Here is a 25,741-nt window from a genome sequence, read left to right as displayed (position 1 = left end):
TTTTGTTTCAGGCGCGGTGTACGAATAGGCAGGCTTTATTCGGACCCCGCAAAATACCTGGTTCGTATCTGAAAGAAGGTTCTCGTGCAAATTGATAACAGACGTGCCCTTGTCGTCGGCGGAAGCGGAGGAATTGGTCGTGAAATCGCAGACCTATTCGCCCAGTCAGGAGCATCCGTCGTTGTAGCTGACCGCGCGGCAGCGCCTGATGGCTCTCATAAGCACGTCGGCATTGACGTGACTGACGAAGCGAGTGTTCGCCGGGCCATAGCGGAAGCCAGGGAGATTCTGGGCGGTGATATCGAGATCCTGGTTAATAGTGCCGGGATCCTTTCACAGTGCTACGCAGAAGAGATGACCCTAGAGGAATGGCGCCGAACGATCGACGTGGACCTCACCGGCGTCTTTCTTGTCAGCCGTGAAGTTGTTGGCCCCATGGCAGCGCAGGGATGGGGGAGGATCATCAATATTGCCTCACAACTGGGCATTAAGGGTGCCCCTATGATGACGCACTACGCTGCAGCAAAGGCCGGCGTCATCGCCTTCACCAAATCCCTTGCATTGGAAGTCTCGGGACGGGGCGTACTCGTCAACGCTATCGCTCCTGGCCCAATAGACACGCAGTTAAGCTCGGACTTGGACCCGGAATGGCGAGCAAAAAAGATATCCGAACTCCCCATCGGAAGGTTCGGCAAGCCTGCTGAAGTTGCACCTTCCGCACTCTTGCTTGCCAGCGAACCTGGAGGCAACCTTTATACCGGCCAGACTCTCGGCCCTAACAGCGGAGATGTGATGCAATAAGCAGCGCCCGCAACCGTTCTAAGTTGATGGGGCGCGTTGTCACACAGACGCGCTTTGCCGGCACTCCATAGTTGCCCAGGCCCTCCCCGGCTCTTTGAAAATGCCTTCAAACTGGCTTATTGTCCGATGCGTTCCTTGCGTCGCGGGGCAGCGGTGTCCAGCTGTCTATGTGGCTCCGTTCCGGCTTACCAAGCCAGTCCTGGCCGGAGTAGTACCGTGCCGACACCGGCTGACATCGCCGCCATGCTAGCGATATTCCTCCGGCCAACGCATCACTCTGCCATTGACTCCGGGGAATCGCCACAATGGGGTGTGCGTTGCAGTTCCCCGAAGTCAGTAGGCTAGAACCTCCACACCGGCCTTCCTATCGCCAAAGACGGCCTCGTTCCAAGTCTTGCTGCTCAACCTGCCTGCGCGCGAACATCGATCAGGCAACCGCGATGGAAATACGACAACGGCTACTCAGCTCATCCCTGAAAAAAGGCCGGTGCGGCCAGTAAGGCGACCGATGTAATCACGAGCGAAGTTAACCCAAACACGATGAGGAAACCCATGATCTGGCGGTACGACATACCGCATATGGCAAGCAGGGGCAGCACCCAGAAGGGTTGGAGCGTTTTTGTTGAGATGTCACCCCACATGTAGGCAATCGCTGCTAGATCCAGTAAGAAATCGAGGCTCTTTGGCGGCTTCGGCGAGGTACGGCGCCTCAATTCCAAACAAGGCACCTCCGGACGGGACGAAGAAGTTCAGAATTGAGGAGTACCAGTAAATAAAAAGAGGGAGTGTGGCTTCATTTGAAATTGCCTGCAACCCTTCTGAGATCTTCTCACTGAGCCACCCGAGAGAAGTATTCCAATGATTCCGGCATAGAACGGGAACTGGACAACTACTCCCCACACGAAAGTTCCGCCTGTCTGCGCTGCTGTCAGCAGGGACCGCGGAGTGCCATGCATTAGGACACCCAGGAACGGGAATCTGAAGTAACTTAAGGTTAGACCGTTGAGAAAGCTACCGTCGACTTGCGAAAAGTGGAGGACGGTATAGACCATTCCTGCAAGTCCGATGGACCAGTTGATGAGTCGCGAGATCTCAACTCTTTGCGCAAAGGTCGACGGCGTACTCGCCGCAGTAATCCCGCGCTGCGGCGTTTCCCTTGTCGATCTCTCGGCAGTTTGGTCTTGAGTTCTTCCGATGTACGTACCGTGTTCCGCTGGTCCGGATGCAAGCATACCGCCGTCGCGGTCCAGGCCACGATCGTGACGGCAGTCAGAATGAGGTCGAACGGAGTGCAGATCGCCTGCATCATGTGGATGACCCGAAGAGGTCTTATGCTAATTGCCCAGGTGCTGCCAGCAGGAGCCCGGTGGAGGAACCTAGACCTGACCTGACTGTAGCGCACATACCAAGGTACGCGGCCTCCATGAGTAGGCGGCAGTCTGCCTTGGTCCCGCGGACGCCCATGTATCGCTCCAACATGCCCGCCGCGATGATTCCCAGACCCCACTGCAACCAAAGGACGAGTTGGCTCGTCTGTGCGACCATCGCATTGGTAAGTCTGGGCGGGATTTTCCGGTCGGCAGCCATAGAAGCCAACGGCGAACTGGGGAATTAGGAGGCGACCGCGTAACCATTGACGAGCATAGAGATCATTTGCATGGAGAACGGCAAGAGGTTCCAGAACCCGTCTCCCCATCCCTGCAGCACGGTTTGGACCTTTGGAAGCACCTCTTCTCCGGTATCTATTAGAAGGGAGGCCGGGACGGCCGGAAGCGTGAGAGCCACAACAATTACCCACGGGGCAGGCACAAACTGCTCAGAGAAGTTGCTTAGCGCGTTAGTGATCCATTGAAGGCTGGGACTTGCGTTTCTTTGTGCGACATTGGTTGTCATACTTACCTCATTCGTGCTCGTAGTCGGAATTGCTGTGGGGCGGGGATGACGTATTTAGAGATTGCTTGACCGGCAAACCGAGCATGAAAAGACGTGGCACCATGCAAAGGGGAAGTGTTCAGCCTTGAGCTGCGGCATGGCGGCCGCCGCAAGTCTGCGTCTGGGAAGGCTACTGACCTAGCCTTTGCCCGTCAGGGTTTTGGTTGGGACTCGGTAAGCTCCAAGTTCACGCCCTCCGGGGTATCGCCCAAGAAACACGCCCTACGCTTCCGACCCCCGCGAAATATGGACCGGTGAACTTCTTGCGGCATGTCGAAAAGCACGGACTCGATGTCCTCGACTTCAAAACAGATGTGGTGCAGACCTTCACCGCGTTCATGTATCCAGTCAGCCACCGGGCCAGGACGAAGCGGCTGCACCAGCTGAATGCGGTCGGCTCCGACGGAGAGATAGACGAGCCGCACTCCGGGGTCGTCAGCGATTTCATCTCCCACGACCTTCAGTCCGAGTCTGTCGACGTAATAGCCGAGTGCTTGGTCGGCATCTTTCACTGCGATGGCGACATGATCGATTGCCTTCAGATGGTTGGGATTCATTTGTCTCCTTTTCGTTGGGGGTTTCCGCCGCTGAAGAGCTGCCGTTCGGGCGGGCAGTGGACGGTCCCGGCCGGCACCGTGACATTGCTCTGCCGAGGTGCCGGCCGGGATGGAGGGGTGGCGGTTTAACGGGGGTTGATGTCTTCGAGGCTGCGGTTGGAGGTGCGTGGTCCCATAGTGAGGATGCTCGCGGTAACGATGGCCAGGGCGACCATGATGATGGTGAACATTGCTCCTGCACCGTGCTGGTTCAGGACAGGGATGAGCATAAACGGCATGGCGGCGCTGGAGAGTCTAGAAAGGGAGTACGTCCAGCCCACTGCGGTGACGCGTAGGGAGGTCGGGAAGATTTCGGCTTGGTAGATGTGGAAGGTGTTTGAGTAAATCTGCCCGGTTACCGTGGTGAGGAATCCGAAGACCACGATAAGCGTGGGGTCTGAGGCGTTGGCGAAGCCTAGTCCGAAAGCCGCGAGGGCGATGATCGAGCCGGCCAGCAGGTATTTTCGTTCAAAACGAGCCAGTAGCGGGGTGGAGATTAGGGATCCGACCGGATAGCCGATGAAACTCAAAGCCACAAACAGCAGCGAAGTGGTGACGTCATATCCGCGGGAGACCAGGACCAGGGCCGCCATGGTGCCGAAGCCGTAGTATCCGAAGGTCTGGAAGAGATGGAAGATCGTGAGCATCGTCAAGCGCTTGGAGTAGGGGCGCTGGAAAAGACGCCGCCGGCTGTGGGGAGCCGGGGGATCGGTCACTTCCATGTCCGGCTCCGTTGGGTTTTTGACAGAGGCGACTTCCTCCGAGGCCTGCTGTGCAGGGTTCGTGGAGGACGTTCCGCTGGTGAACATGGCGAGTGCTTGTTCGGCCTCATCGTGGCGGCCTTGTTCGGCGAGCCAGCGGGGTGATTCCGGAATTCCTCTGCGTAGGAACATGACGAGTACGGCTCCGATGGCACCAAGCGCGAGCAGGCAACGCCAACCGTCGACTTCGAAAATGGTGCGTCCTGCAATCCACAGGGAGAGGAAGCCCAAGGCAGGGACGGCGAGGTAGGAGCAGGTGTAGGCGTAGGAAGCTAGTTTGCCACGGTTTTTCTTGGGCAGGATGTCCGAGAGGTAGGCGTCGGCAACAGGGTATTCCGCGCCCAATCCGACTCCTGCGAAAAACCTGGCCATAACCAAGAACCAGGGTTCCTGGGCGAAGGCTGCAATCAGCGACCAGACCGAAAACCAAATCAGGTTCAACATGAATGCCCGGCGGCGGCCAAGCTTATCTGCCATGCCGCTAAGAAGCGCCGCACCCAAAAACATGCCAACAAAAGAGGAGGCTAGCAGCAACTGCAGCTCCAGGCCCTGGAGCCCCCACTCCGTCTTCAAGGCAACACTCATGGTGCTGGAAAGAAAGATCTCATACATCTCGAAAAAAAGACCAAGACCGACGGCAACGATGATCTTCACGTGCATCCTGCCCACCGGCAGGGTGTCCAACCGCGCCCCGATAGATGTCCCGGCCCCATTGCCGGTTCTTGCTGCATTGATTGTCATAAAAGCCCTCTTTCTACTGATTAGGGACGATCCGCCGAGGCGGAAGAAGAGGTCGCATCCAGACTGTGGCGACCGACACATCCTTGCATACTAGGTGGAATGCAGGAAGAGTTTCTTCGTGCATGGTGCATCTTAAAGACGCTGCTGCTTATTACTTCTGGTATGCCACGTGGTATGCTAATTTTAGTGCAGGGTCCCCAAGAATTCCGCCGCATCCGCGCCGCAAGGCTGGAAGGGTAACCCTGGACAAGGCAGTCCTCCGGCCTGGCGCGTATCCCTAGAATCGAGAAAACTGTGAAGAACCAGTATGAAATTGCACTCCTGCCCGGTGACGGCATTGGTCCAGAGGTCGTTGAGGCGACTCTGCTCGTTCTGAATGCCGCGGCAGAGAGCTTCGGCCTCAATCTCAACTACGCCTCGTACCAAGCTGGGGCCGAGTACTACCGCCGCACCGGCGAATCAATTTCGGAACAGGCAATGGAGGCCGTTGGTTTGGCGGACGCTGTCCTTCTCGGAGCGGCTGGGCTTCCCGATGTCCGTCGTGCCGACGGCACAGAAATCACGCCCCAGATCGATATCCGTGAGCGCTACGGACTCTTCGCAAGCCTCCGACCCGCCCGCCTCTTCCCAGGCGTGCCCACGAAGGTCAAAGCCGAATCCGTCGACATGCTGGTCATCCGGGAGACAACTGAAGGACTTTTCGCCGGACGGCACGACGAAATCCAGGACAGCGATGAGGCAGTCAGCGACCGGCTGACCATCACCCGCGAAACATCCGAACGTTTGTTTACCATCGCTTTCGAACAGGCAATCACCCGTCGCCGCATCAATGGAACTCCGGGACACGTGACGCTTCTCGACAAGTCAAACGTCTTGCGGTCCAACGCATTCATGCGCAAAATCTTTAACGAAGTTGCAGCTCGCTACCCGGACGTTGGCACCGACCGGCTCTACATCGACGCCGGCTCTATGATGCTGGTCACAAACCCGGAACGCTTCGATGTCGTCGTAACCGAAAACGTCTTCGGCGACATCACGTCCGAAATTGCAGCTGGCGTCGTCGGAGGCCTCGGTGTTGCGCCGTCCGGCGACGTGAGCCTTGAACACGGCGTTTTCCAGCCCTCCCACGGAAGCGCCCCGGACATCGCCGGCCTCGGCACGGCCAACCCGATCGCGACCATCCTCTCAGGGGCCATGCTTCTCGACTGGTTGGCTGAGCGCCATGACGATGAACGCTGCCAACACGCAGCTGGTGCAATTCGCAGCGCTGTGGCGCGTGTCCTTGAGTCGGGGCCCCGCACTCCCGACCTGGGGGGCACCAACTCCACAGCCGAAGTGACAACAGCGGTCACCGCTGCTCTCGCCTCGACCACCAAGGCATCCGCTTAACAGGGAGCACTATTTCGCCTGTACCTGAAGACGGGGCCGGACCGGCCAGAAGAAGCTCCTGCCGGCCCCGTCTCATATTTTCGTTTCACCTCTCCGGCCAGCGCAGAGCGTGCCGAGAAAGCTACTTTGGAGGAGAACTTGGTATTGCTGACGCCCATTATTAGCCATGAATTCGTCCGGTTGAAGGACGTCACCCTCCACTACGCCGTGGCGGGTACCGGCCGCCCCTTATTGCTCCTGCATGGCTTTCCGGAGACCTGGTATTCCTGGCACAAAGTCATCCCGCTGCTGGTTGAGCGTGGATTCCAATGCATTGCCCCGGACTTGCGCGGTCTCGGGGACAGTAGCCGACCTCACTCCGGCTACGACAAAAAGACAGTCGCGGGAGACCTCCACGAACTCATGAACGTTCACCTGGGCATCGGCGAGTATGCAGTCGTCGGACATGACTGGGGAGGGACAGTCGCGTACGCACTGGCGTCCCACTATGAATCCGGCGTCTCTCACCTTGCCGTACTGGATGTCACCATTCCCGGCGATGGGCAGCCTGACTTGGGCCAGGGCGGGCGACGATGGCACCACACCTTCCTGCAAACGCCAGACCTCCCGGAAGCACTCGTTTTCGGCAAGGAGGAAATCTTTTGCCGGTGGTTCTATGAGAACTATGGCAGCCATCCGGCGGTCCTTCGAGAGGAAACGATTCAGGAATTTCTCCGCAGCTATACCAAGCCCGGCGCACTGCGAGCCGGCTTCGCTTACTACCGTGCCATCCATCAGGACGTCGAAGATAATGCCAATCAGCAAAAGCTGACCATTCCCTGTCTGGCAGTTGGGGGAGGAACCGGCATGGGGCGCGGATACCTTGTGGAGGACTCATTGCGGATGATGGCTTCCGACGTCACCGGAAGCGTCCTTAACGACTGCGGACACTGGATCCCAGAGGAAAAACCAGCGGAACTGGCATCGGTCCTCATCGACTTTCTCGGATAAGCCCCGAAATACTTGATCCGCCTCATCCCCGAAGGAAAACGATGATCGCTCCAGTCCAAACGTACCCTGTGCCCGCTAACTCTGCAGCCTACCAACTCAAGCAATGCAGGCAGCGTTCCAATGGCCACGAAGACCCTTTGAGGGCGGTAATATCCTGGAACAGCCGCGTCGACCAGGATGCCGCTCAGGCCGACGCCGAAGCGGCCGCGGGCATAAACCGCGGCCCGCTGCACGGACATCTGATCATGATCAAGGACAACATCGATACGGCCGGCCTCAGAACAACAGCAGGGGCGAGTTTCTGGAGCAATCGCGTACCGCAACAGGACGCCGAAGTTGTGCGGAGACTGCGGGCTTCCGGCATCGTCATCGCAGCAAAAACCAATATGTCTGAAGTCGCACTAGGTGCAACCAACAGCAACGCGGCCTATGGAGATTGCCTGAACGCCTGGGATACCGCTCGCATATCCGGCGGTTCAAGCGGTGGATCAGCAGCTGCCCTGGCGGCCGACTACTGCCAACTAGCTTTGGGCACTGATACAGGAGGTTCGGTCCGGATCCCCGCGTCTCTCAACGGGGTACTTGGTCTCCGGCCCAGTTTCGGGCGCATCAGCACCCAGGGAGTGGTCCCACTTTCACCTTCACAAGATGTCGTAGGCCCAATGGGACGCACCGCTTTCCACGTCGCAACACTCACAGACATCCTTACAGACGGCAAAGCAGAAAGGAGCGTTGCCGGGCAGGCGACAGCCCGAATAGGAGAGCCACTGACCGGGATGGTTGTAGGAGTAGTCCAACAGTTCGGATCCACGCACATCGACAGCGACATACAGTCAGCGGTGGAAGCGTTCGCGAAGCAACTGGGCCTCCTCGGCGCGGTCATTCGGGACGTCGGCATTGAAGACTGGGAGGCTGCTGCCCCCATTTGGTCGAAAATAGCACCTTATGAAGCGGCAAAGATCTACACCGACCGCCTGCAGAGTTCTCCCGACGACTTCACTCCGGATGTCCTTCGACGGCTGCGGCAAGGGGCCGAGATTACGTCAGCCGAATACAGCAGCGCTCTAGAAGACCGTGCGGCTTTCCAGGCAAGAATGAACGCCAGGTTCGTTAACTTCGATGTGATCCTTACACCTACGACCCCTGTCACAGCCCCGCGCCGCGATTCATCACCGGAACAGCAGGCAGCAGTGGGTGCACTGGTACACCCTTGGGCACTACACCTGGGACCCACCCTCAGTGTCCCAGCAGGCTTTGACAGCGCTGGAATGCCCGTAGGAGTCTCCCTGTCGGCAAGAGTTGGCCATGAGGCAACCCTGTTCCAAGTGGCGCACGCCTACGAGCAACTGCAGCTCCGAGATGTGCGGAGACCATAGAACCCCCTAATCCACCTATGAAAAGAGATAAACCACAATGTCCTTGTCAGAGCGCGAACGCATCCGAATAGCTGATCTTGCTTCCGCCAAGCAGCGGGGCGAACGGTTCGCCATGCTAACAGCCTATGAACAGTACGCCGCCCAGATCTTCGATGAGGCCGGGATTGATGTGTTGTTGGTAGGGGACTCGGCAGCGAATAACGTATACGGACACGACAACAGCCTGCCAGTCACTCTGGATGAACTCCTCCCCCTGTCAAGGGCAGTCGTAAAATCCGTTCGTCGGCCTCTGGTGGTAGTGGACCTGCCTTTTGGAAGCTACGAAGCGTCGCCTGCAATGGCAGTTCAGTCGAGTGTCAGGGTCCTCAAGGAAGGCCTGGCGCACGCAGTAAAAATAGAGGGCGGCGCCTACTACGCCGACCACGTGCACGCTGTGGTGAACGCCGGAATTCCCGTCATGGCGCACATCGGGTTCACTCCTCAAAGTGAACATGTCCTAAGCGGGTACCGGGTTCAGGGCCGGGGCGAAGACGCCACCCGCCTGATCGAGGACGCAAAGGCGTTGGAGGAAGGGGGTGCCTTCTGCGTCCTCATGGAAATGGTGCCTGCGGAGACGGCCGCCGCCGTCGACGCTGCTGTGAAGGTTCCGACTATCGGTATAGGGGCCGGACCTAGCACAACCGGGCAAGTCCTCGTATGGCAAGACATGGCCGGTTTGAGGGGCGGACAAGGCCAGCATGTAGCCAAGTTCGTGAAGCAATACGCCGACCTTCGGAACGAGCTCCTCAACGCGGCCCGACTTTTCGGCGAAGACGTCCGTAAGGGTACTTTCCCGAGCGCAGAGCAAAGCTTCTAACAGGTCCGCGACCGATATGGATCGGTATGAGCCGGTCCAGCAGACCCCACGACAATCCCGGTCTACCTTGGCGTAGCGATTCGCACAAACGGAGGTCACTCCGCTCCCACGCTTATCTTGGTCGGATCAACGTATGGGCTGCCTCGAAGAACAGCTACTTTAGGGCAGGTCGCAGTTGGATTTATGGGCGGTTTCCTGGTTTGTAGGGGCTAGAGGAGCTCATGGCATGTCGAGCTGGTTTCGGTAGGCGGTGTTTTTGTTGGTGTTCCAGCCTGCGATGATGCCGGCTCCGAGCATGTGGTCGGTGAGGCGTGCGAAGCGGTAGCCGGGGTCGGTGTCGAGGGCGAGTTGGAGGTATTGGTGGGCTTTTGATCCTCTGCCTTCCCACCAGTTGATGTAGCCGATGGTGGTGAGGATGGGTGCTGCGTGTTCGGGGGCGGTGAGGGTGTAGGCGTGGGTGAGGAGTTGTTTGGCCCATTCGATGCGTGACCAGTTGGGTGCTTGGGTGGTTTGGGCGAAGAGGATGTGTTCGGGTGGTTCGTTGATGCCAGGGATGTCTGCCATGAGCCGGTCGCGGATGTGCGGGAACTGGAAGTACGCGATGAGCCTCAAAACGGACTGGTCGCTGGGGTAGTCCTTGGTCTCGAGCATGGTGGTCCAAAGCTTGTGGCCGTCCTTGGTGGCTGCCGCTGGATGTCCGCTGAGGATGCTTTCCATGTGGTGTTCGACGGCGGTCGCGTGCTTCCGCTGGTCGGTCGCCGCCGGGAGGGTGACGTGGTTGGTGGGTTCGATGGTGCTGCCGCGGTAGATGAATTCGGCGTTGATCTGGGAGTATTCGGTGGTGGTGAGGGGGATGGCGATGTTCTCGCCGGGGTGTGTGTCGTAGGGGGAGTAGGTGGTGTTGGTGACGTAGATGCCGTCGCGGATGGTGATGCCTTCGTCGGCGAGGACGCCGGTGAGGGCTGCGATGGTGGCCCGGTGCGGTCTCGCTTCTCCTGGTTCCGGAGTGTCGGTGGTGTAGAGAGCGAAGACGATGCCGTTGGCTCGTTCGTCGGACGTCAAGTAGGCGGCGACGGTTTGCGCGAAGTGGATCTCCAAACCGGGTTGCTTGGGGAGGTCGATGCGCAGGGTGGCACCGACTTTGTCTTTGTTCAGGGTGATGCAGACAAGGCTTTCTTGTGGCCAGAAGCCCAGGGTGTGGCCGATGAAACTGAGCAGATCGGCAGGGTCCTTGATGGTGAGCGCGTTCATTGTCCTGTCTCCTCTTGCGTCCTTGACCGTTGTTGACGGGGCCCATTCTGCTGAGGCCCCAGACATCCATGGACGCTTGCCATACCCTTCACCATGACTGGATCGCGCCGGCCTTGGGGATCGAGCGCGTGAGACGCCTGTTGTGCCAGCGTCGAGACGCCGCGACCCATTGGAGCTGCCGCGCAGCCATTTGGTCACCTCGATGCGGTCGCTTGCACGAAAGTGCCCACTGGGTTGTTAGCGAACCCGCCTGCTCTGCCCTCGGGCGAAACCGGCAGCCGGGATCGGAGCGCGGAGAATTCGAACATATGCGCCGTTATCGGCATTGCTAAGGGATTTTAGCGGTAGATGACATTGGTGGGGTAGGCCGAGCCGAGACGTTTATGTCTCTGGCAATGTACGAGGAAAGTACTTGAGCCGCTGCGAGGGCGTCGGCGGCTGCTGTGTGCGCTTTACCGGTTTCGACACCGAGCCGTTTGCAGGTGTCGGCCAGGGAGGCGCTCTCACCGGGGTAGTAGCTCTTCGTCAGTTGCATGGTGCAGATATGAGGCCAGTTTGGGACTATCACTCCCGCTCGCTGGAACTCCGTCCTGAGGAATCCGAGGTCGAAGGCCGCGTTGTGTGCGACCACAGTACGTCCGGCCAGCTGTTGCTGAATGAGAGGGAGGACGTCAGTGAACCGTGGGGCATTGCGGACGTCGTGATCAGTGATTCCGTGGACGTGACTAGGGCCGGTTGCTCGCTCGGGGTCGACGAGGGTTGACCACGTGTCCTGAATGGTGCCTTGTTCGTTGACTTGCACGATAGCAATTTCGACGATGCGGTCTCGTTGCGGCGAGAATCCGGTTGTTTCGACGTCGATGACGGCATAAGGTCCGGCGTCAGCTAGTTCAAGCACGGGCTCGGTGTCTGTCGTGACGATTGATTTGGGTTGGTAGTTTGTCAGGTCTTCCGCAAATTGGGAGGTTGCCGCTGCCAATCGTTTGATGAGTGGCCATGCTGTCTCGACGTCGAGCGCTGCGGCCGCGTAGGAGTGCGTGAGTAATTGGTCATCAAGGTAAAGATCATGCTTGTCGCGCTCTTTGACCATGACGTTGCTCGCTAGGTCAGAGGGATCGGGTGAGGGGAGGGCAGCCAGATAGTTGAGGTCGGTAGCTGCTTGCGCGCGTGTTGTCTTATGGAGCGTCATTCCTACACCGTCGAGGGTTGACTCGTAGTTTCTGCTGCTGAAAAGGACATGGAGTGTGTTCATTGTCCGGTCACCGGCCCAAGGGAACAGAATGGTGTCATCGCCCCATGTGATGAGAGGGCTCACTCGGAGGCCAAGCCTGTCGTAGGCAGCTCGGCCTTCTTGGAAGAGCGCTCGCGCTGCTTCGTCGAGGTAAATGGGTACGTCCCGGTTTTCGTAGAGCTGTTTCATCCGTTGACGTATGCCGTCGGCTAGCAGGATGCCGGTACCTGAGAAGGACGGGGGTCGGCCGCCTCCGGCCTTGGTCAGGTTGATGACTTTTCCAGCGGTGTCGACGTCAAGGATGCGCCATCGACGCCCGGCGAAGATTAGTAGGCCGCCTTCCACAAGCGGTTGGTCAACAGGGATTGATCCTAGTGTGCGGCCTGAGGAGACGAGGCGATACTCTTCGGCCGTGTGGAAGGCACTGTAGAAGCTGTAGTGGTTGATGAGCTGTTCCCCCTTGGTTCCAGCCAGGAGGGTGCCATCAGATGACTGCAAGATGATGTCTTCGTTCCCCAAGCTGCGCAGCAACTGGATGAACATGGATTGACCAACATGGCTGAAGGGGCCCTCTTTGCAGAGGGCACTGTAGAGCTCGGCCGCCGTCGCGCCTCCATGTTGGGCGATCACTGAAAGGATCTGTTGAATCAGCGTCGAGAGATGAAGACCATCTGTATTGGGTGGCTCGTACCACTTCTCGAGCAGCAGCTCGACGGTGGCGACGGTTTCGAACAGCTCGGCACGGAGCTGGTCGACGGGAGGCGTCCGATGATCGACTGGCGGTTCCGAGACGTAGATGCGAAGAGTTGCCGGTTTGCCCCGCCGGCCTGACCTTCCCAAACGTTGGCGCAGCGCGGAAACACTACCCGGTGCGCCGACTTGGGCCACGGCGTCGGCGGAACCTATATCGATGCCCATCTCGAGTGTGGAGGTGCAGACGGCCGTTGTTGGTGTCCCGGGAGACCGGAGCCGGGACTCAACGTTTTCGCGGAAGTCCTTGGATAGGTTGCCGTGGTGGGGGAAGAACTCGTTCACGACGCGCGCACGGTCGCTGATACTTTTGAGGAGGTCGGCGTAGGTTTCGACGCTGGCACGCGAATTGGCGAAGACCAGGTTGTCCTGTCCGCGCAGGTTTCGGAAAAGGTGGTCAGCGATCGCCAGCTTGTCGGGTTCGACCTCCGTGGGATGATCGCCGTCGTACACACCGCCGCCGCTGGTGATGTACCCGCGCAGCTGCATGCGGAGCTCAGCGGCGTCATCGTCGTGGCCTCCGATCACGTGGACGTTTTCTTCGTTGACCGGTCGGAGGAAGCGCGCGGCGATGGAGGCGTCGGAGAGTGTGGCGGAGAGCCCGATGCGGGGGACTCGTCGGCGGATGGCCAGTTCGATCCGGTGCAGCAGAGATTGGAGCTGTGCTCCGCGTTCAGTGCCGATGAAGGAGTGCAGTTCGTCGATCACAATGTACTGCAGCCCGCTGAGCATGGCCGGGAGGCGAGTCCCTTGGATGACAAACATCGCTTCCAAGGATTCCGGGGTAATGAGCAGGAGCCCGTCGGGTGATTCTTTGAGGGCACGGCGGGCGCCGTCGCCTACGTCTCCGTGTCGGCGGTGAATCGGCATGTCCACTTTTTGGGCCAAGGATTCGAGCCGGCTGTATTGATCGTTGATCAGAGCCTTCAAGGGGGAAATGTAGAGTGCCTTCACCCCAGTGGGCAGCACTTCGTTGTCCCGAGCCGCGGCTAGGGACGACAGGATTGGTAGCCAGGCCGCTTCTGTTTTGCCTGAGGCGGTAGCTGCACTGATGATGACGTCGGTATTACCGCGGAGGATGGGGTCGATGGCTTGGGCCTGGGCAGGGCGCAGATGCTCCCATTTCTGTTCCCAAATCCACGACTGAACGCTACGGTGGAGCCGATTAAACGCTGTGTGGGTTTCTGACGCCCTAGAGCTTGAAGACTGAAAGGTCGTCATCGGTGTCGTTCGTTGTGTGGCGGTCTACAGCGGGGTCCTGGTCAGTGAGTAAACCGCGGGTTCGGGTGGGCGTGGACGAAGGGTCCGTGGTGGGGGCCAACGGAGCTAGGTCCGGGTTGGACTCCCGTTCGATGTTGATGCCCGTCACGAGGTCCTCCCAAGCGCGGTCTGGGTTTTGTTCTAGCACTGCGAGCAGGTCGAGGAAGCCTTTGATGGTGTTTCGGGGGGTTCGGAAGTACGCGTCCCCGATTCGCTGAGAGCAGTGGTTCATGTACTGGGTGATGCCGTCGTTGCTGATCAGGTAGGCCGATTCGTCTCCGGCGGCCTGGACGTGCCGCAGCTTGGTCAGCAGGACGTAAAAGTCTTCCGGCGTCAGGCTGGCCAGGCGCAGGACTGGTCCGGAGTAGTCCACGAGTCCGTCGATGGCGTAGCTGTTTTCTTCCAGGCGTGATTGCAACGCGGAGTAAGAGTAGAGGCCGCGGCGGGGATCGAGCAGGAAGTCTGGTGTTCCTCCGAACATGAAACCAAGGTTCGCTGCGCTGCCTTGGGTGGAGTCGTTGAGTATCCGGAGGATTTGTTCGTAGTTGGAGTTTCGAGCTTGTGTGTTGGCCAGCTTGTAAAGGTTGACCATCTCGTCGAGGCAGACGAGGATCCCCCCGAAGCCAGCCAGCCGTACAAAGCGTGCGAGAAGCTTGAGTTGGTCGTAGAAGTTGGAGTCATCGATGATTGTTCGGACGCCGAGGGCTGCTCTTGCGTCGGTACGGGTGGCGAATTCTCCTCGTAGCCACCGAACAGCATCTGACTTGAGTTGTTCGTTGCCGGTGTCGTGTCCTTGCCAGTATTTGGCGATGACTTCGGCGAAGTCGTAGCCGCCGGTGAGTTCGGAGAGTTCAGACAGGCTTCTGCGGATGATGCTCTCGACAGGTGCGCCGGTGTCCCGGGATTCCGTCAGGGCCTGTGAAACGAATCGCTCCACGACGCTGGACATGGCGCCGCCGTCGGGTTTGGCTCGTGTGGCCATGTTTCGCATGAGTTCGGCGTAGAGACTGCGGGCTTGCCCGCCGGTTGCGTGAAGGCGCCGGTCGGGGGAGAGGTCAGCGTGGACGGTGACGAGCTTCTGCTGAAGCGCGATGGATCGCACGACGTGTAGGAAGAACGTCTTGCCTGAGCCGTAATCTCCGATGATGAAACGGCTGCCCGAGCCGCCGTCGTTGATCCTGCTGATATCGGACAGGAGTGCTTTGACTTCGTTGACCCGGCCAACCTGTACGTGTTGTTGGCCCATTCTGGGAACGACGCCGGCGCGCAGAGATTGCAGGAGCGCATCACGTTCGCGTGGTCGGATAGGGGTTTGAGGCGAAACGTTCATGCCAGGAGCTCCTGCAGTGCGGTCGGGTTGATGGTGAGGGTTTCGTCGCCTTCAAGCAGCGGCTCGTCGGCGGCGTCCAACGCGGCTTCGTTGACGGCATCCATGGCGCCCTGCGGTAGTAAGCCATGCCGTGCAGAGAGGACTTCGAAGTCAGCCCAGGAGAGTTGCGTGACTCCGGATAGTGCGCGGACGAGGTTGGAGTGGGATGCATCCAGGTCCCCGATTGTTGAGCTGGGCTGGTTGCTCGGCGCCGAGACGTATGGCCTGGGCACGGCGGGTAGATGGGCCTTTGGTTCGTGAGAGGTTGGGTCGTCCTCGCTGAAGATGTCACCAAGAAGCGCAGAGACTTCCGCTGTCTCGGCCATCTTTGCTTGGATCGTTGATGAGTCGAGGAGGTAACTGCTGGCCGCCGGCGCATCCTGCGTTGCCGGCGGTAGGGGCGCGGGGATGGGAACTCCTAGGTCGGGATTTCCTGCCTGTCGCACTGTGACAGGTCCCGCTGCAGCTGGAGTCGGCGCGGACATGGCTGCGTGGAGGCGGCTGGTGACGACGGCGGTGTCCAAGTCGAGAAGCTTGTAGATCTTCTGGAGGGTACTCACTTCGCTCGGCGCGATCTGTCCATCAGCGGCTGCGACGGTCACCAGCATGTCTCCCAAGGCTGCTTTCTGCGTTGTGGTGAGTGTGCTGAGCCGTTTTGTCAGGCCGGTGAGCTTCACCTCTGATGCCCCGAGCCACTGAAGATGTGCGTGGAGCCGAGTGCGTTCGGCCGAAGTCAGTTGCAAGGAGGATTCGATGTGGGCAGTCAGGTGGTCCAGTTCGGCGGGTGAGATGTCGCCGTCGGCCGCAATTACTGCGGCGGCGAGGTGCGTCATGGTCAGGGCAGTGCTGTACGAAGGCGTCGGCGAGTGAGGGCTCCCGGGCTCCGTATGAAAGAGGACGACAGGTAGTTCGGGAGTAATGGGAGTGCCGCCGAAACGTATGTCGGGTTCGAGTCCGATGGCGAAGCCGTCGAGAAGTGTCGCCAGGTTGACCGCTTCGGGCTTGGAGAGTTTCTGCCCGTTGTTGGGGGACCAGTGTTCGAATAGGTCCTGACCGGTCAGTTCCAGCCGTCGGTGTTCTGCGAATCGTTGTGTCACCCAGGTTCGGAAGGCACCTACCGGACCTTCCGCGTCGACGAGTAGGTCCTTCGGCAGGAGTGCTGCTGCTGTAAGGGTTCCTGCTTTGTCGGGGTTGCGGCCGAGCCAGCGGCTGTAGGGGTCCAGTTCTGCGGTGACGTCATCGAACAAGGCGGCGAGCTTCTTTTGTGGTGCACGCTGGTGGAAGACGTCGGTGACTTCTCCCATGGTCATGGTGGCGCCGCCGATTTGGGAATTGGCTGTCGTGTAGTTGAGCTGCACTTTCGATGCGCCGGGCCGGACGGTGAATCCTTCGCCGAATCGTTGCTGGTAGCGGAGGCGGAATAGCTGTGTGAATTCTTCGGTGCAGCGGGTTGCCGGTGTGCGAACGGCGACTTCAGGGTGGAACCATCCCCATGCCATCGCCCAGTCTGCGGGGATGGCCTTGCCGTCAGCGGCGAAGGAACCAAGGTGGGCTCGGAGAGCTAAGGGTACGTCCCACCTTGATTCTGTCAGGGCCGGGACCTTGGGGGAGTCGTCTTCGGCCTGCAGCATCATGAAGTCGATGACGTCGACGAAGCGGGATGCGTAGGATCGGAAGGACCCACTTGAGTCCTCGTATACATCGAGCAGCGCCAACATCTCCGCCCTGATGCCGCTCAGTTCCGATTCCAGCTCTGGTTGCTTGGCGATGTCCACGAGGACGCGGCGTTCAAGCCCGTACATGAAGAGAAAAACGTAACCGATCGGTGTGTTTGGAAGACGGCGACCTTGGGCCAACCATGAGAGGTATGCGGCTCGCCCGGCGGGCGTGATGTCGGCATAGGAGGGCCAGTAGTTCAGGCATTGGCCTGCCCAGTCCGGGTTGCGGGAGTCGACCCGTAGCATGGGGTTGATCAAGGACGGCTCCGTGCCTCCTCGCGGGGACGTGAGTTCCTGACCGGCGTAGATCATGCCAGGGATGCGGACGCCATTGCCGAGATCCAAGGACTCTTCCGGCCCATACCACCGTGCCTTGCGCTGAACCGCCACGGCCGGTGCAGGGTGATTAGCGGGCTTGGGTTGAACCTGAGGTGCTGGGGTGAGTGCGTGTACCGCGGGTGGAGGCGTGATATCGGGCAGAGGCGCCGGCGGAGCGGCGAGGGCATGGCCTGGGATGGAGACTTCGTTGTCTGCAGCTGATTCCAATTCGCTGACGAATCGGGATGCTGCCTCGGCGCTGGATATTTGCAGGGCCCACCTGAAGCCGTTTGCGTTTTCGAGCTCCAGCTCCGTGTACTTCATGATGGGCAACACCGGATTGCTCTTGAACCGACGGTCCGGACCGCCCTTCTTGTTGACGTACTGCCACGTAGATCCAACCTGGACCGCGTCCGAAGGAGTCGCGCCGGGGGATTCGATGAAGTTTGTCGAGCGCCGACGAATCCGCAGCGAGTCATAAGTGACGTCCGCAAATGCGCCGTTATGCGAGAGAAGGATCCGGTCCGGGAGGAAATACATTGACGTCTTATCGGCAGTTACGCCGGGTACGGCAATGTTCGTCACCAGTTCCCGTGGCCCGTTGAGGTCGAAGCCAGCGATGGACCGTCCAACCAAAGATGATGCGCCTGCGTTGACCTTTTGTTGGTGCCCGGATTGCAACGCCCCGGCCTCATTGATGCGCCAGATCTTCTGGGATTGACCCAAGATACTTCCAGCGTCAACGAGCGCCTGAAATTGGCGGGCATGCCCGTCATTGACGTCATAGAAGATCACGACCGACCGTTTGGCGCGGTCCCGCTGAACAACCCACCAGATGGCAGGAATACCGAGCAGCCACACAAGTAAGCCAAAAGGCATCGTGATCAAGCCCAGGAACACGACCGCGATGACGACCCAGCGAGTCAGTGGTTTACGTTTACCGGCCTCGTTCAGCTGCTGTACGAGGTCATCCGAGGATGTAGGGGCAAGCTCTTGGACGCTGGCACCCCGCTGGTCCTCAAAGACCACATCCGACGATGCCGAAACTGGAAGAAAGGAGTGACCGGAAGATTGCCCGGGCTGCTTCGTACCACCGACCGAGGCCTGATAGTAAACACCACCGGCACCCATGCGTACGTAGTTGCCACGAGGACCGGAGCCAACCCGAAAACCTGGAACACCGGCGCTAACGCCGAGCCCGGACTTGCTCAGATTAAACCTGAACGGACCTGCCTTCAGGCTCTTCCGAACGTAAAACCCCACCATTACCCCCACACCCGGCATTCAGCCGGCAGTCAATCGAATCAATGAGAGACATTCTTGCAGCAGCGTGTATTGATCCTTCAACGGAACACGAACGTGTCGCTGACGTGTCATACAGCCCGCTCGGAATTTCGCAAGTCAACAGCGTCCCCTGTTCCGGCGTTACGGCTGCACCGGGAGTTTCCGATACTCCCACGGAGCATCTGCCCTCGGTGTCACCTCGCCGTCTCCGCACACGACAGTTCATCATCTGTGGAGAAGGCCAACGCTACGGTCCTTTCGAGGCTCGTCGTGCTGGCAGTCCACTTCAGAAGGGGCGTAGACCCCCAGCCGCGGTCCGACAGAAAAGCGGTCCGGCTAATGCGCGGCGACATTCAAAGTTCTGCCACAGGCGCGAACCTTTCCGCGATCGGATGATAGGGCCTGGCGATGGGGGATGGGCCGGACGGCACAGTAAATCCGACTTCCCACCACTGGTTCAAAGTTGCTCTTCTCATTGGTACGACGACTCGTCAGGGCACAAGTGGGTTGAATCGCAGTAAAGACAGGACCTGCACTTACCTAGTTCCTGCCTCGCCGCATAGCTCAGCGATTTCGGCACGCAGCCCCACGATCGAGTACGCGAGCTTTTCGATTACTTTGTGTATTCGTTCGACTGGATATCTATTTTCAGCGATTCCAGTGCGACATCACGTCCCAAAACCTCCTGGGCAGAGGTAGCTAGCGATGAAAGCAACGATATCCTCACTGACTTTGGTCTTTTCGTTCGGTATCTCATGCTTTGTCTCCTTTCGTCAATTTCAAGGGCCACTGTATGTGCGGAAGGACCCCAATTACGTTAGCTCGTATCAGGTGGCTGCAATGAGTCGCCATCACTAACAGGGCGCAGACGGGGGGGCAGGATCCCTGATTGTGCTCTTGGTCGATACTCGTAGTGCGATGGATACAAGATCAGCAACCGGGCTCCGCTTGTGAGCGGCTGTCTGGTTCAGCTCGTCAGATGGAGCAGCGCGTTGCTGGCCGCGATGCCTACCAACGGGCGCCAAGGCGTCTCCTACGCTGTGTCCCGGAATGCCGCTGGCGAGTGAACCCTGGCCGTGGGAAAGGCTGTCATGTTCCTAATCCTGAGGATGACGCTGCCCACAGGCGCCGTCGAAACTGCGTTTTGAGTATTTTCTCTGTCGAGAGCGACTCGGTTCTTGAACTTAGCGGCCTCGTGTCCAACGCCGCGAGGGCATGCGCATTGATTGGGAGAAATCGTCGCGACTTGACATTGCGCACTTACTGACGTTCGGGCCAGCTTGGATCCGGCAACGGACTTCCATGGTCGCACACGGCGAGCGGCCTTTCTCCAAATCGACGCGAACGGGGGAACGATTCTCCGGCATCGTCGCTCGACGTAATGCTCGTGAAGCCTGTGCAACTCGGGTCAGAACGTGCATTGCTCACCGCTTCTTGAAGCTCGCTAAATTGTTGTCAGAAGCGCTCTGGACCACACGGTACGCTCGGCGGACATAATAGTGTCGGCTGCCTCGCGCGTTCGGTATGGTGCCGTGCGGTAGTACACCGAGCAGCAGACCAGCGATCGGGTGCTCAGCCTGTTGAGTTCGCTATGTTCGTCAGCAGAGTTGCGGAATGTGGAGCTTACGAAAAATCGAGAGCGCCACTCAGGCCCTATGTCTCGAATCCAGTTATGTTGACCATCGCCGGGGCGTTTGGGCACTCGACTCCTTTACAAATGCAGCAGTGCGCCAACCACCTGGTGTACGGTAACCTCGGTCCTTCAAGAGAGCTGGAGTGAGTTTGATGGCAAAAGAATCCCATGGTCTCTGTTTCATGTTTGGACGGGGCTCCGAGAAACCAATGATGTCAAGTGCCATTCCGGTTAATGGGCTTGGAGGACCCGTACTTCCCGATACGGAGCCAACTCAGAGAAGTGGGAAGGGAAAGTCGTGAAAGGGAAGGGAAAGACTGTCTCTGGAATCTTTGATCTTCAAGGAGCTGCACGCCTCCTCGTGCTTGAAGCGTACGGTGACTGGTACAGGGATCCGTGGGGATGGCCTGAGCATGATCCAGCATTAATGAGTGAAATCGATGTAGCTACTGATTTAGGATTTGACAAATTATCATCGGGACGTTTCTCATTTAAGGTCACACCGGCTTTCCACTTGCTTACTGTCCCTAAATCCTTTACAGGAGTCCGTCCCGGAGTGGTTATAGACCCAGCAAGCAAACTTGTTTATACGGCTGCCGCATCCCAACTTGCCAAACGTTTGCATGGCGATCTACCGGATTGGGTGTATGGCTGGAGGCTGAGGAATGGCGAGCCCTCCAATACGACCGAGGAGCGGCTACTTTACGATGAATCTGTAAGCGTGGTTAGAAAAGCCCGTTGGGCGCTGCAGACTGACATCACATCATTCTTTGCTTCAACTGATATCGACACTTTGATGGGCGACATTCGATCAAAGGTGGGGCGCACGGCGGCAACAGATGCTGTCGAGCAGATTCTAGATGCTCACAGACAGCTTTCTGAGCGGAGGGGGCTGCCGCAGCGCTGCTATGCGTCCTCCTATCTTGCGAATCTAGCAGTCAGCCATGTGGACGACGCGATTATGGCTGCGCTATCTGAGGGTCGAGTGTCCTCAGTCCGGCGCTGGATGGACGACATCAGCCTCGAGTCGGAGAAGCTCCAGGACGTCTACAGGCTCATTATCGACATACAGGCAGCGATGCGCCGAGCGGGCCTAGAGATCAACACTGCCAAAACGCACTTGACTGATGGGAAGAAGTCGCATGCCCTTCTCAAAACCGAATCTCCCGATCAACTGGAGCTAAAGAACCTCCTTTTGCCGGACTACTCGGTCGAGGCCGATTTTGAGGATGAACCCCGACTGGACCTCAAACCCCTCGAGCAAGCAGAACAGCGGCTCCTAAAGAACCCCAAAGGAATTGGCAGGGGTGAGGGTGCAATGATTCTTAAGGCGCTACGCTCACACAACATGACCGATCGGTATCTGGAGTGGCGGAACATTGCGCACCAGTTGCCTCACATTGCAGACACCCTGGGCCGCTACTTTGCCGTAGCAATACGAGAGAACCGTAGGGCAAAATCAGCCCTAGAAAAGTGGTTCGTAAAATTTGAGGACTCGGAGTGGTCCTCAGTGGATTGGGTGGCACCACAGTACGCAATGGCATTCTCATCAGACAATCTGCCACCGAGCATGACCAAGATACTTCACGTTTGGTTGGCGCAGAGCCAAAGTCTCCAGAAAGTGAGCCTCGCCGCACAGCGACTGAGTGCTAGTGACCCCCCCTCAGCTCGGGCGATTTTGGCCAAGCGCTCCAACACAGAATCTGACCCGCACATTCAGAGAGCTTTGGCTCTCGGTATGGTCGCCGCGGAGGCGAGTCAACAGGATGTCAAACGACTCTTGGGTCGTTCGGCGATTCATAGGTTGACGTTGAAGGCACTTGAAAGTCGCAATTGGCGGCTCCCGAAGTCCAGCCGTGACTTCGACCCTGTCTCAGTGGCCTAGCCTTACGTCCACCTCTATCGGAATATTGGCGTAACGATGGGTCTCGGCGAGCTGGGCGTCCGTTAGCGTCGTGCTTTCGGACGCACCAAATCGGCTGATGTGTCTTGAAGGGAAACCAGACGGACTCAAACTCGAACATCGTTGATGCCCTTATGTGTAGTGCCTGTGGGTGGTGGTCTGTGTACCATTTCACAGCGCGGCGTGGACGCGGGGACAGGGGGCGCCAAGCAACGTGGGGGATTGCGACCGTGTCGGAAATTTCGTCAGGTTGGGAGCGGCGTGAGAGCGCCGAGTGCAGTTTCCTGACCGTTTCCACACGTATGAACCTTGGTTGCAGTTGCGCGGATGGCCAGGCCAGCGAAGACCGGGTATGAGAAAGACAAGCATCGCTGTTGCTTGGGACGGTATATGGAAAGCTAGGCAGTCACATCCTGACGGCACCTCCCAGAAGTGCAGCACGGACCGGGGTGCAGGGCGAGATGGACGCATGTTCACCCCATCATCACTCTGGAGGTCTGCCATGAGAGCCAGGTGGTCGACTGCTGACAGTATGCCGGACAAGGCCGCTGTTCGAACCGGGGCAGTCACCAGGCCTCATCGTCAACAGCGAATGAGCCGCCGTGCTCGCCTCCAACGGCGTTTGGAACGTTTATTCTCGGGGTTGTTTGAAATCTTGGAGGCCTAGTCACTTCAACGTCGCAGCTGGGACGACACGAACATGAATCCGACTTGATTGGCGCTCTAAAGTGGCTTTCACACCCCTATTGAAGGAGCATCCTACATACTTAGACGCTTCACGAATGACGAAGCAGCTGCGCGGCTTCTGGCCCTTGGGTACGAGGCGCTTGAACAGTATCCCGGGTCCGACAACGTGTGGAGGGCCAAGCGCATCAAATGTGGTGGCGAGCTGAATCTGACGTTGAACCGGGCCAGGGGTGCAGGTCGGCCGTCGTGTGCCTGCGATGAGGAGACCCAGGCGCTTCGGGTTCAGCGGATCACTGCATCCAGGATGGCGAACAACGCGGTAGTGGCAACTCAAGGCATGCGCGCTGCCGGTTGGGAACCCCTGGAACCGTACACGGGATCGCATCAGCAGTGGCGCTGCCGCTGCATCGACTGCGGTATCGAAAGCACTCCCAGCTTCCATAACATCGGCGAATTCAAGGGGTACCGGACCTGCTCTGGTCGGCAACGAATCACACCGGAGAGCGCCCGAGCGGTAATGATCGCAGCCGGGTGGATGCCATCAACTGATTTCCCCGGACCCCGTGAGGCATGGGAATGCCGGTGCATCAGCTGCAGCAATGAGGGGGCGCCAACCTACGAAGTCACGAAGAGTAACAAGTCCGGCTGCAGAATGTGTTCCGCCCTGAACAACGGTTGACTTTTTTGATTGGTACAGCTCATTCGAAGTAGGGGAGGGCTCCTCTATGCGTAAAGGAGCCGCAAAGGGTTTTCCGCTACCCAACCAGGTGTAGGCGAGTACTTCACAAACCGTCATGATGGTCACCCAGACAGAGAAAATCGGCCCAAAGAGTATTTTGCGATGGCCGCCTTCGCGGCTTAATCGGTGGGGTGGCTGACCGTTCGGCCTCCAGCCTCTTTTATTCCTGCACAATAAACCCTTGAGCCTCAGGAAGAAGACAACGCTGACGACGGCAGCAATTGAGCTAAGCCATGCGGGTTGCTTCAGATAACGGGCTGTGACTGCAAAGTTGCACGCGAGGAACAGCGCCAGCGCCAGGACGCTGTTCTGGTGGCTCCATCTCGCGAGAACTTTTCAAACCTTGCCCATTTCGGCCATTGCCAGGGCTTCGTTGCTTTCTCTGTCGTCTCTTCGCTCACGGCATTGCTCCTATCCGTACCAACATGGCACACCCGACGTAGGCAATGCCACCAATTGAAGCGAAGATCATCGATAGCTTGACAAGCAAGTGTTTCCGCCAGGCGATCTTGCTCATGCCTACGAGTTGCTTAGAGAGCACCGGTAGTAGGTCCGTCTCCTTTATCTTCTGCACAAGGGCAGGAGGTTCCCAAAACTTCACGTGACCGAAGTAGATGAAATTATCCGGCCACTCTTTGCCGACATGCCACATTCGAAGCCGCGGGATAACTACCCACATGGCACAAGCTGCAGCGAGTACGAGGGCAATGCCTCCGAGGTAGTAGGAGAAGTTCTGCCACGGCCCGGTCAGCGTGCCGAAAATGCGATCCTTTGCAGAAAGGTTGATGACTAAGCCGATGCCGGCTGACTCCAAGGCAAAGGCGAAGGCTGCTTTGGTATCTACCTTGCCTGTCCAATCCACCAGGGCTGCGTGGATCTTCCATGCAGTTTCAAGTGCTGCCTTGTCATCTTCTTTAGCTGGGGGATTAGGCGTTCGTTTCTTCAACCAGGTCATGGGCGTGTCCACCAGGAGCTCGTGTAGGTCGTGACCTTGTAGGGGTCGACGTCCCTTGTCTGCGGCCCCTTGAACATGTTGGTCTTATCTTTTGTGCTCAACTTTGTTGAGTCCTGAAGGTAGCGGTAGACGTTGTCCGTCACGATGGTAGCGCCGCCGACGTTTCGAAGGCCGCTGAGCTTGGCGGCGATAGCAGGGGCCGCACCGATAGAAATAAGGTCATTGTGGTTAGATCCACCGGGCCTATTTCTGACGCCTGCTCGAACGATGAGGGCCTCGCCGCTGTCAATACCGACACCGTGTGAGACTTTCCACCAATCACCATTTGAACGCTTTCGGTTGATAGTGAGCTTGTTGATGACTTCGCAGACCACCCAATTGATCTTCAATGCAGCGCTCGTCGCATCATTGCGCATGCGCTTGCCCATGAAGATGCCCATCACCCGGTCTCCGTCGAAGCTTCTGATCTCACCGCCCTGCGCTCGGATAACCTCGCAGGCACCGCCCAGATACATCCGGTGAACGCGCGCGGCGAAGTCAGAGCCATAGAGCTTCTGCATCTCCGTTGAATCTGCCAAATCGGCATAAAGGTAGGTTGCCTCTACCTTCACTGCGCCGTTTGAGTGAGCGATCTCATCCGTGCTTGGCACAACCTGACCGGTGCGCTCATTCCACGCCACAGTCCACAGCGTCTTCGCGTTCGTGGCGATCTTGTCCGACAGGACGGTCATACTTCCCCCAAGTTTGATTATTCCAACCGGGCAATCTTACCGGTTGGCACGGGGCCCCGGCCTAAACGCTTCCCAACAGGACTCTTCATTCAGAAGCCGGCCACTCCGTAGAACCCGACGTTTGGGCGACATGCAACGGCAGATGGAAGAGCTGCCTAGGGATGTCAATGCTCCCATTTACTTCGCAGTCGTACTCGCTTGGTTCTGAATGATGCTCTCCGCCGCTCCGCCAAATCGGACGCCCTCCACATGGTTGAAAACGGCCAGTATGGCCATGTGGCCCCTAATGTGAGCTGTTCCGAACTTGCTCTATCGAGGCGGTACGAGGGCATGTCCTATGGCGAGAACATTGCGCACGCATTAGTCAAGCGGTCTTCGTCCGAGATAGTGAAGATGTGGAGCGCCGGACCACCTCACAACAACAACATGCTGCCTATGCCGTGGACGGGGGCATGGGACGGGGCCAGCGG

The 25,741-nt window shown here is 58.4% G+C and carries 16 protein-coding genes and 3 pseudogenes; 6 read left to right on the top strand and 13 right to left on the bottom strand.

Going from position 1 to position 25,741, the window contains the following annotated elements; all coding sequences use genetic code 11:
• Positions 1-84 precede the first annotated feature (84 nt).
• Positions 85-801, top strand: coding sequence for an SDR family NAD(P)-dependent oxidoreductase (locus ACIPY2_RS05910; protein ID WP_400265438.1), 717 nt, complete (start codon positions 85-87; stop codon positions 799-801).
• A 467-nt stretch (positions 802-1,268) separates the two neighbouring features.
• Here the strand turns inward: ACIPY2_RS05910 and ACIPY2_RS05905 are convergent, their stop codons facing one another.
• The 6 genes and pseudogenes from ACIPY2_RS05905 to ACIPY2_RS05880 all read right to left on the bottom strand — a co-directional run bounded on the left by ACIPY2_RS05905 (position 1,269) and on the right by ACIPY2_RS05880 (position 4,831).
• Positions 1,269-1,529, bottom strand: a complete 261-nt coding sequence (locus ACIPY2_RS05905) for a TIGR00366 family protein (protein WP_400265437.1) — start codon at positions 1,527-1,529, stop codon at positions 1,269-1,271.
• Positions 1,432-1,701: a TIGR00366 family protein gene (locus ACIPY2_RS05900; protein ID WP_400265748.1), complete on the bottom strand. Its 270-nt coding sequence runs from the start codon at positions 1,699-1,701 to the stop codon at positions 1,432-1,434. Before ACIPY2_RS05900 ends, ACIPY2_RS05905 begins: the two co-directional genes overlap by 98 nt.
• Positions 1,656-2,033 (bottom strand): annotated as a pseudogene (locus tag ACIPY2_RS05895) (TIGR00366 family protein); the annotation flags it as partial. The pseudogene ACIPY2_RS05895 and the gene ACIPY2_RS05900, both read right to left, overlap by 46 nt.
• A gap of 97 nt (positions 2,034-2,130) precedes the next feature.
• A pseudogene (locus ACIPY2_RS05890) lies at positions 2,131-2,694 on the bottom strand (TIGR00366 family protein).
• A gap of 191 nt (positions 2,695-2,885) precedes the next feature.
• Entirely contained in the window at positions 2,886-3,290 is a 405-nt protein-coding gene (locus tag ACIPY2_RS05885) for a VOC family protein (protein ID WP_400265436.1), read from the bottom strand.
• 125 nt (positions 3,291-3,415) lie between these two features.
• Positions 3,416-4,831, bottom strand: a complete 1,416-nt coding sequence (locus ACIPY2_RS05880) for an MFS transporter (RefSeq protein WP_400265435.1) — start codon at positions 4,829-4,831, stop codon at positions 3,416-3,418.
• Between the two features lie 294 nt (positions 4,832-5,125).
• Between ACIPY2_RS05880 and ACIPY2_RS05875 the strand changes: the two genes are divergently transcribed.
• The 4 genes from ACIPY2_RS05875 to panB all read left to right on the top strand — a co-directional run bounded on the left by ACIPY2_RS05875 (position 5,126) and on the right by panB (position 9,442).
• The gene (locus tag ACIPY2_RS05875) at positions 5,126-6,220 is read left to right on the top strand and encodes an isocitrate/isopropylmalate dehydrogenase family protein (RefSeq protein WP_400265434.1); all 1,095 of its coding nucleotides are present in this window, start codon (positions 5,126-5,128) and stop codon (positions 6,218-6,220) included.
• Between the two features lie 126 nt (positions 6,221-6,346).
• Positions 6,347-7,210 (top strand): alpha/beta fold hydrolase, encoded by an 864-nt coding sequence (locus tag ACIPY2_RS05870; protein WP_400265433.1) that lies wholly within the window; start codon positions 6,347-6,349, stop codon positions 7,208-7,210.
• A 41-nt stretch (positions 7,211-7,251) separates the two neighbouring features.
• Entirely contained in the window at positions 7,252-8,586 is a 1,335-nt protein-coding gene (locus ACIPY2_RS05865) for an amidase (RefSeq protein WP_400265432.1), read from the top strand.
• A gap of 37 nt (positions 8,587-8,623) precedes the next feature.
• Positions 8,624-9,442, top strand: coding sequence for a 3-methyl-2-oxobutanoate hydroxymethyltransferase (gene panB / locus ACIPY2_RS05860; RefSeq protein ID WP_400265431.1), 819 nt, complete (start codon positions 8,624-8,626; stop codon positions 9,440-9,442).
• 219 nt (positions 9,443-9,661) lie between these two features.
• On the opposite strand, the gene ACIPY2_RS05855 is transcribed toward panB, so the two are convergent.
• The 5 genes and pseudogenes from ACIPY2_RS05855 to ACIPY2_RS05835 form a co-directional block, all read right to left on the bottom strand.
• On the bottom strand, positions 9,662-10,693 hold the full coding sequence (locus ACIPY2_RS05855) for a DUF4192 domain-containing protein (protein WP_400265430.1): 1,032 nt from the start codon (positions 10,691-10,693) through the stop codon (positions 9,662-9,664).
• 328 nt (positions 10,694-11,021) lie between these two features.
• Positions 11,022-13,895 carry an exonuclease domain-containing protein gene (locus ACIPY2_RS05850; protein WP_400265429.1) on the bottom strand — a complete coding sequence of 958 codons (2,874 nt, stop codon included), beginning with the start codon at positions 13,893-13,895 and terminating at the stop codon, positions 11,022-11,024.
• Positions 13,867-15,264, bottom strand: a complete 1,398-nt coding sequence (locus ACIPY2_RS05845) for an ATP-binding protein (RefSeq protein ID WP_400265428.1) — start codon at positions 15,262-15,264, stop codon at positions 13,867-13,869. The genes ACIPY2_RS05850 and ACIPY2_RS05845 overlap by 29 nt, the downstream gene beginning before the upstream one ends.
• Entirely contained in the window at positions 15,261-18,368 is a 3,108-nt protein-coding gene (locus ACIPY2_RS05840; protein ID WP_400265747.1) for a TerB N-terminal domain-containing protein, read from the bottom strand. The genes ACIPY2_RS05845 and ACIPY2_RS05840 overlap by 4 nt, the downstream gene beginning before the upstream one ends.
• A 90-nt stretch (positions 18,369-18,458) precedes the next feature.
• Positions 18,459-18,605: pseudogene (locus tag ACIPY2_RS05835) on the bottom strand (DUF4236 domain-containing protein); the annotation flags it as partial.
• Between the two features lie 1,949 nt (positions 18,606-20,554).
• On the opposite strand from ACIPY2_RS05835, the gene ACIPY2_RS05830 reads away from it, so the two are divergent.
• Complete coding sequence (locus ACIPY2_RS05830; protein WP_400265427.1) at positions 20,555-22,141, top strand: RNA-directed DNA polymerase; 1,587 nt, start codon at positions 20,555-20,557, stop codon at positions 22,139-22,141.
• 1,841 nt (positions 22,142-23,982) lie between these two features.
• Here ACIPY2_RS05830 and ACIPY2_RS05825 read toward each other — a convergent pair.
• The gene (locus ACIPY2_RS05825; protein WP_400265426.1) at positions 23,983-24,540 is read right to left on the bottom strand and encodes a Pycsar system effector family protein; all 558 of its coding nucleotides are present in this window, start codon (positions 24,538-24,540) and stop codon (positions 23,983-23,985) included.
• Positions 24,537-25,271 carry an adenylate/guanylate cyclase domain-containing protein gene (locus ACIPY2_RS05820; protein ID WP_400265425.1) on the bottom strand — a complete coding sequence of 245 codons (735 nt, stop codon included), beginning with the start codon at positions 25,269-25,271 and terminating at the stop codon, positions 24,537-24,539. Before ACIPY2_RS05820 ends, ACIPY2_RS05825 begins: the two co-directional genes overlap by 4 nt.
• Between the last annotated feature and the right edge of the window lie 470 nt (positions 25,272-25,741).

Source organism: Paenarthrobacter sp. NPDC089675 (genome assembly GCF_044749185.1).
Lineage (GTDB): Bacteria > Actinomycetota > Actinomycetes > Actinomycetales > Micrococcaceae > Arthrobacter.
Note: the sequence above shows the minus strand (reverse complement) of the source record. Positions and strands in the feature narration are given on the sequence as shown.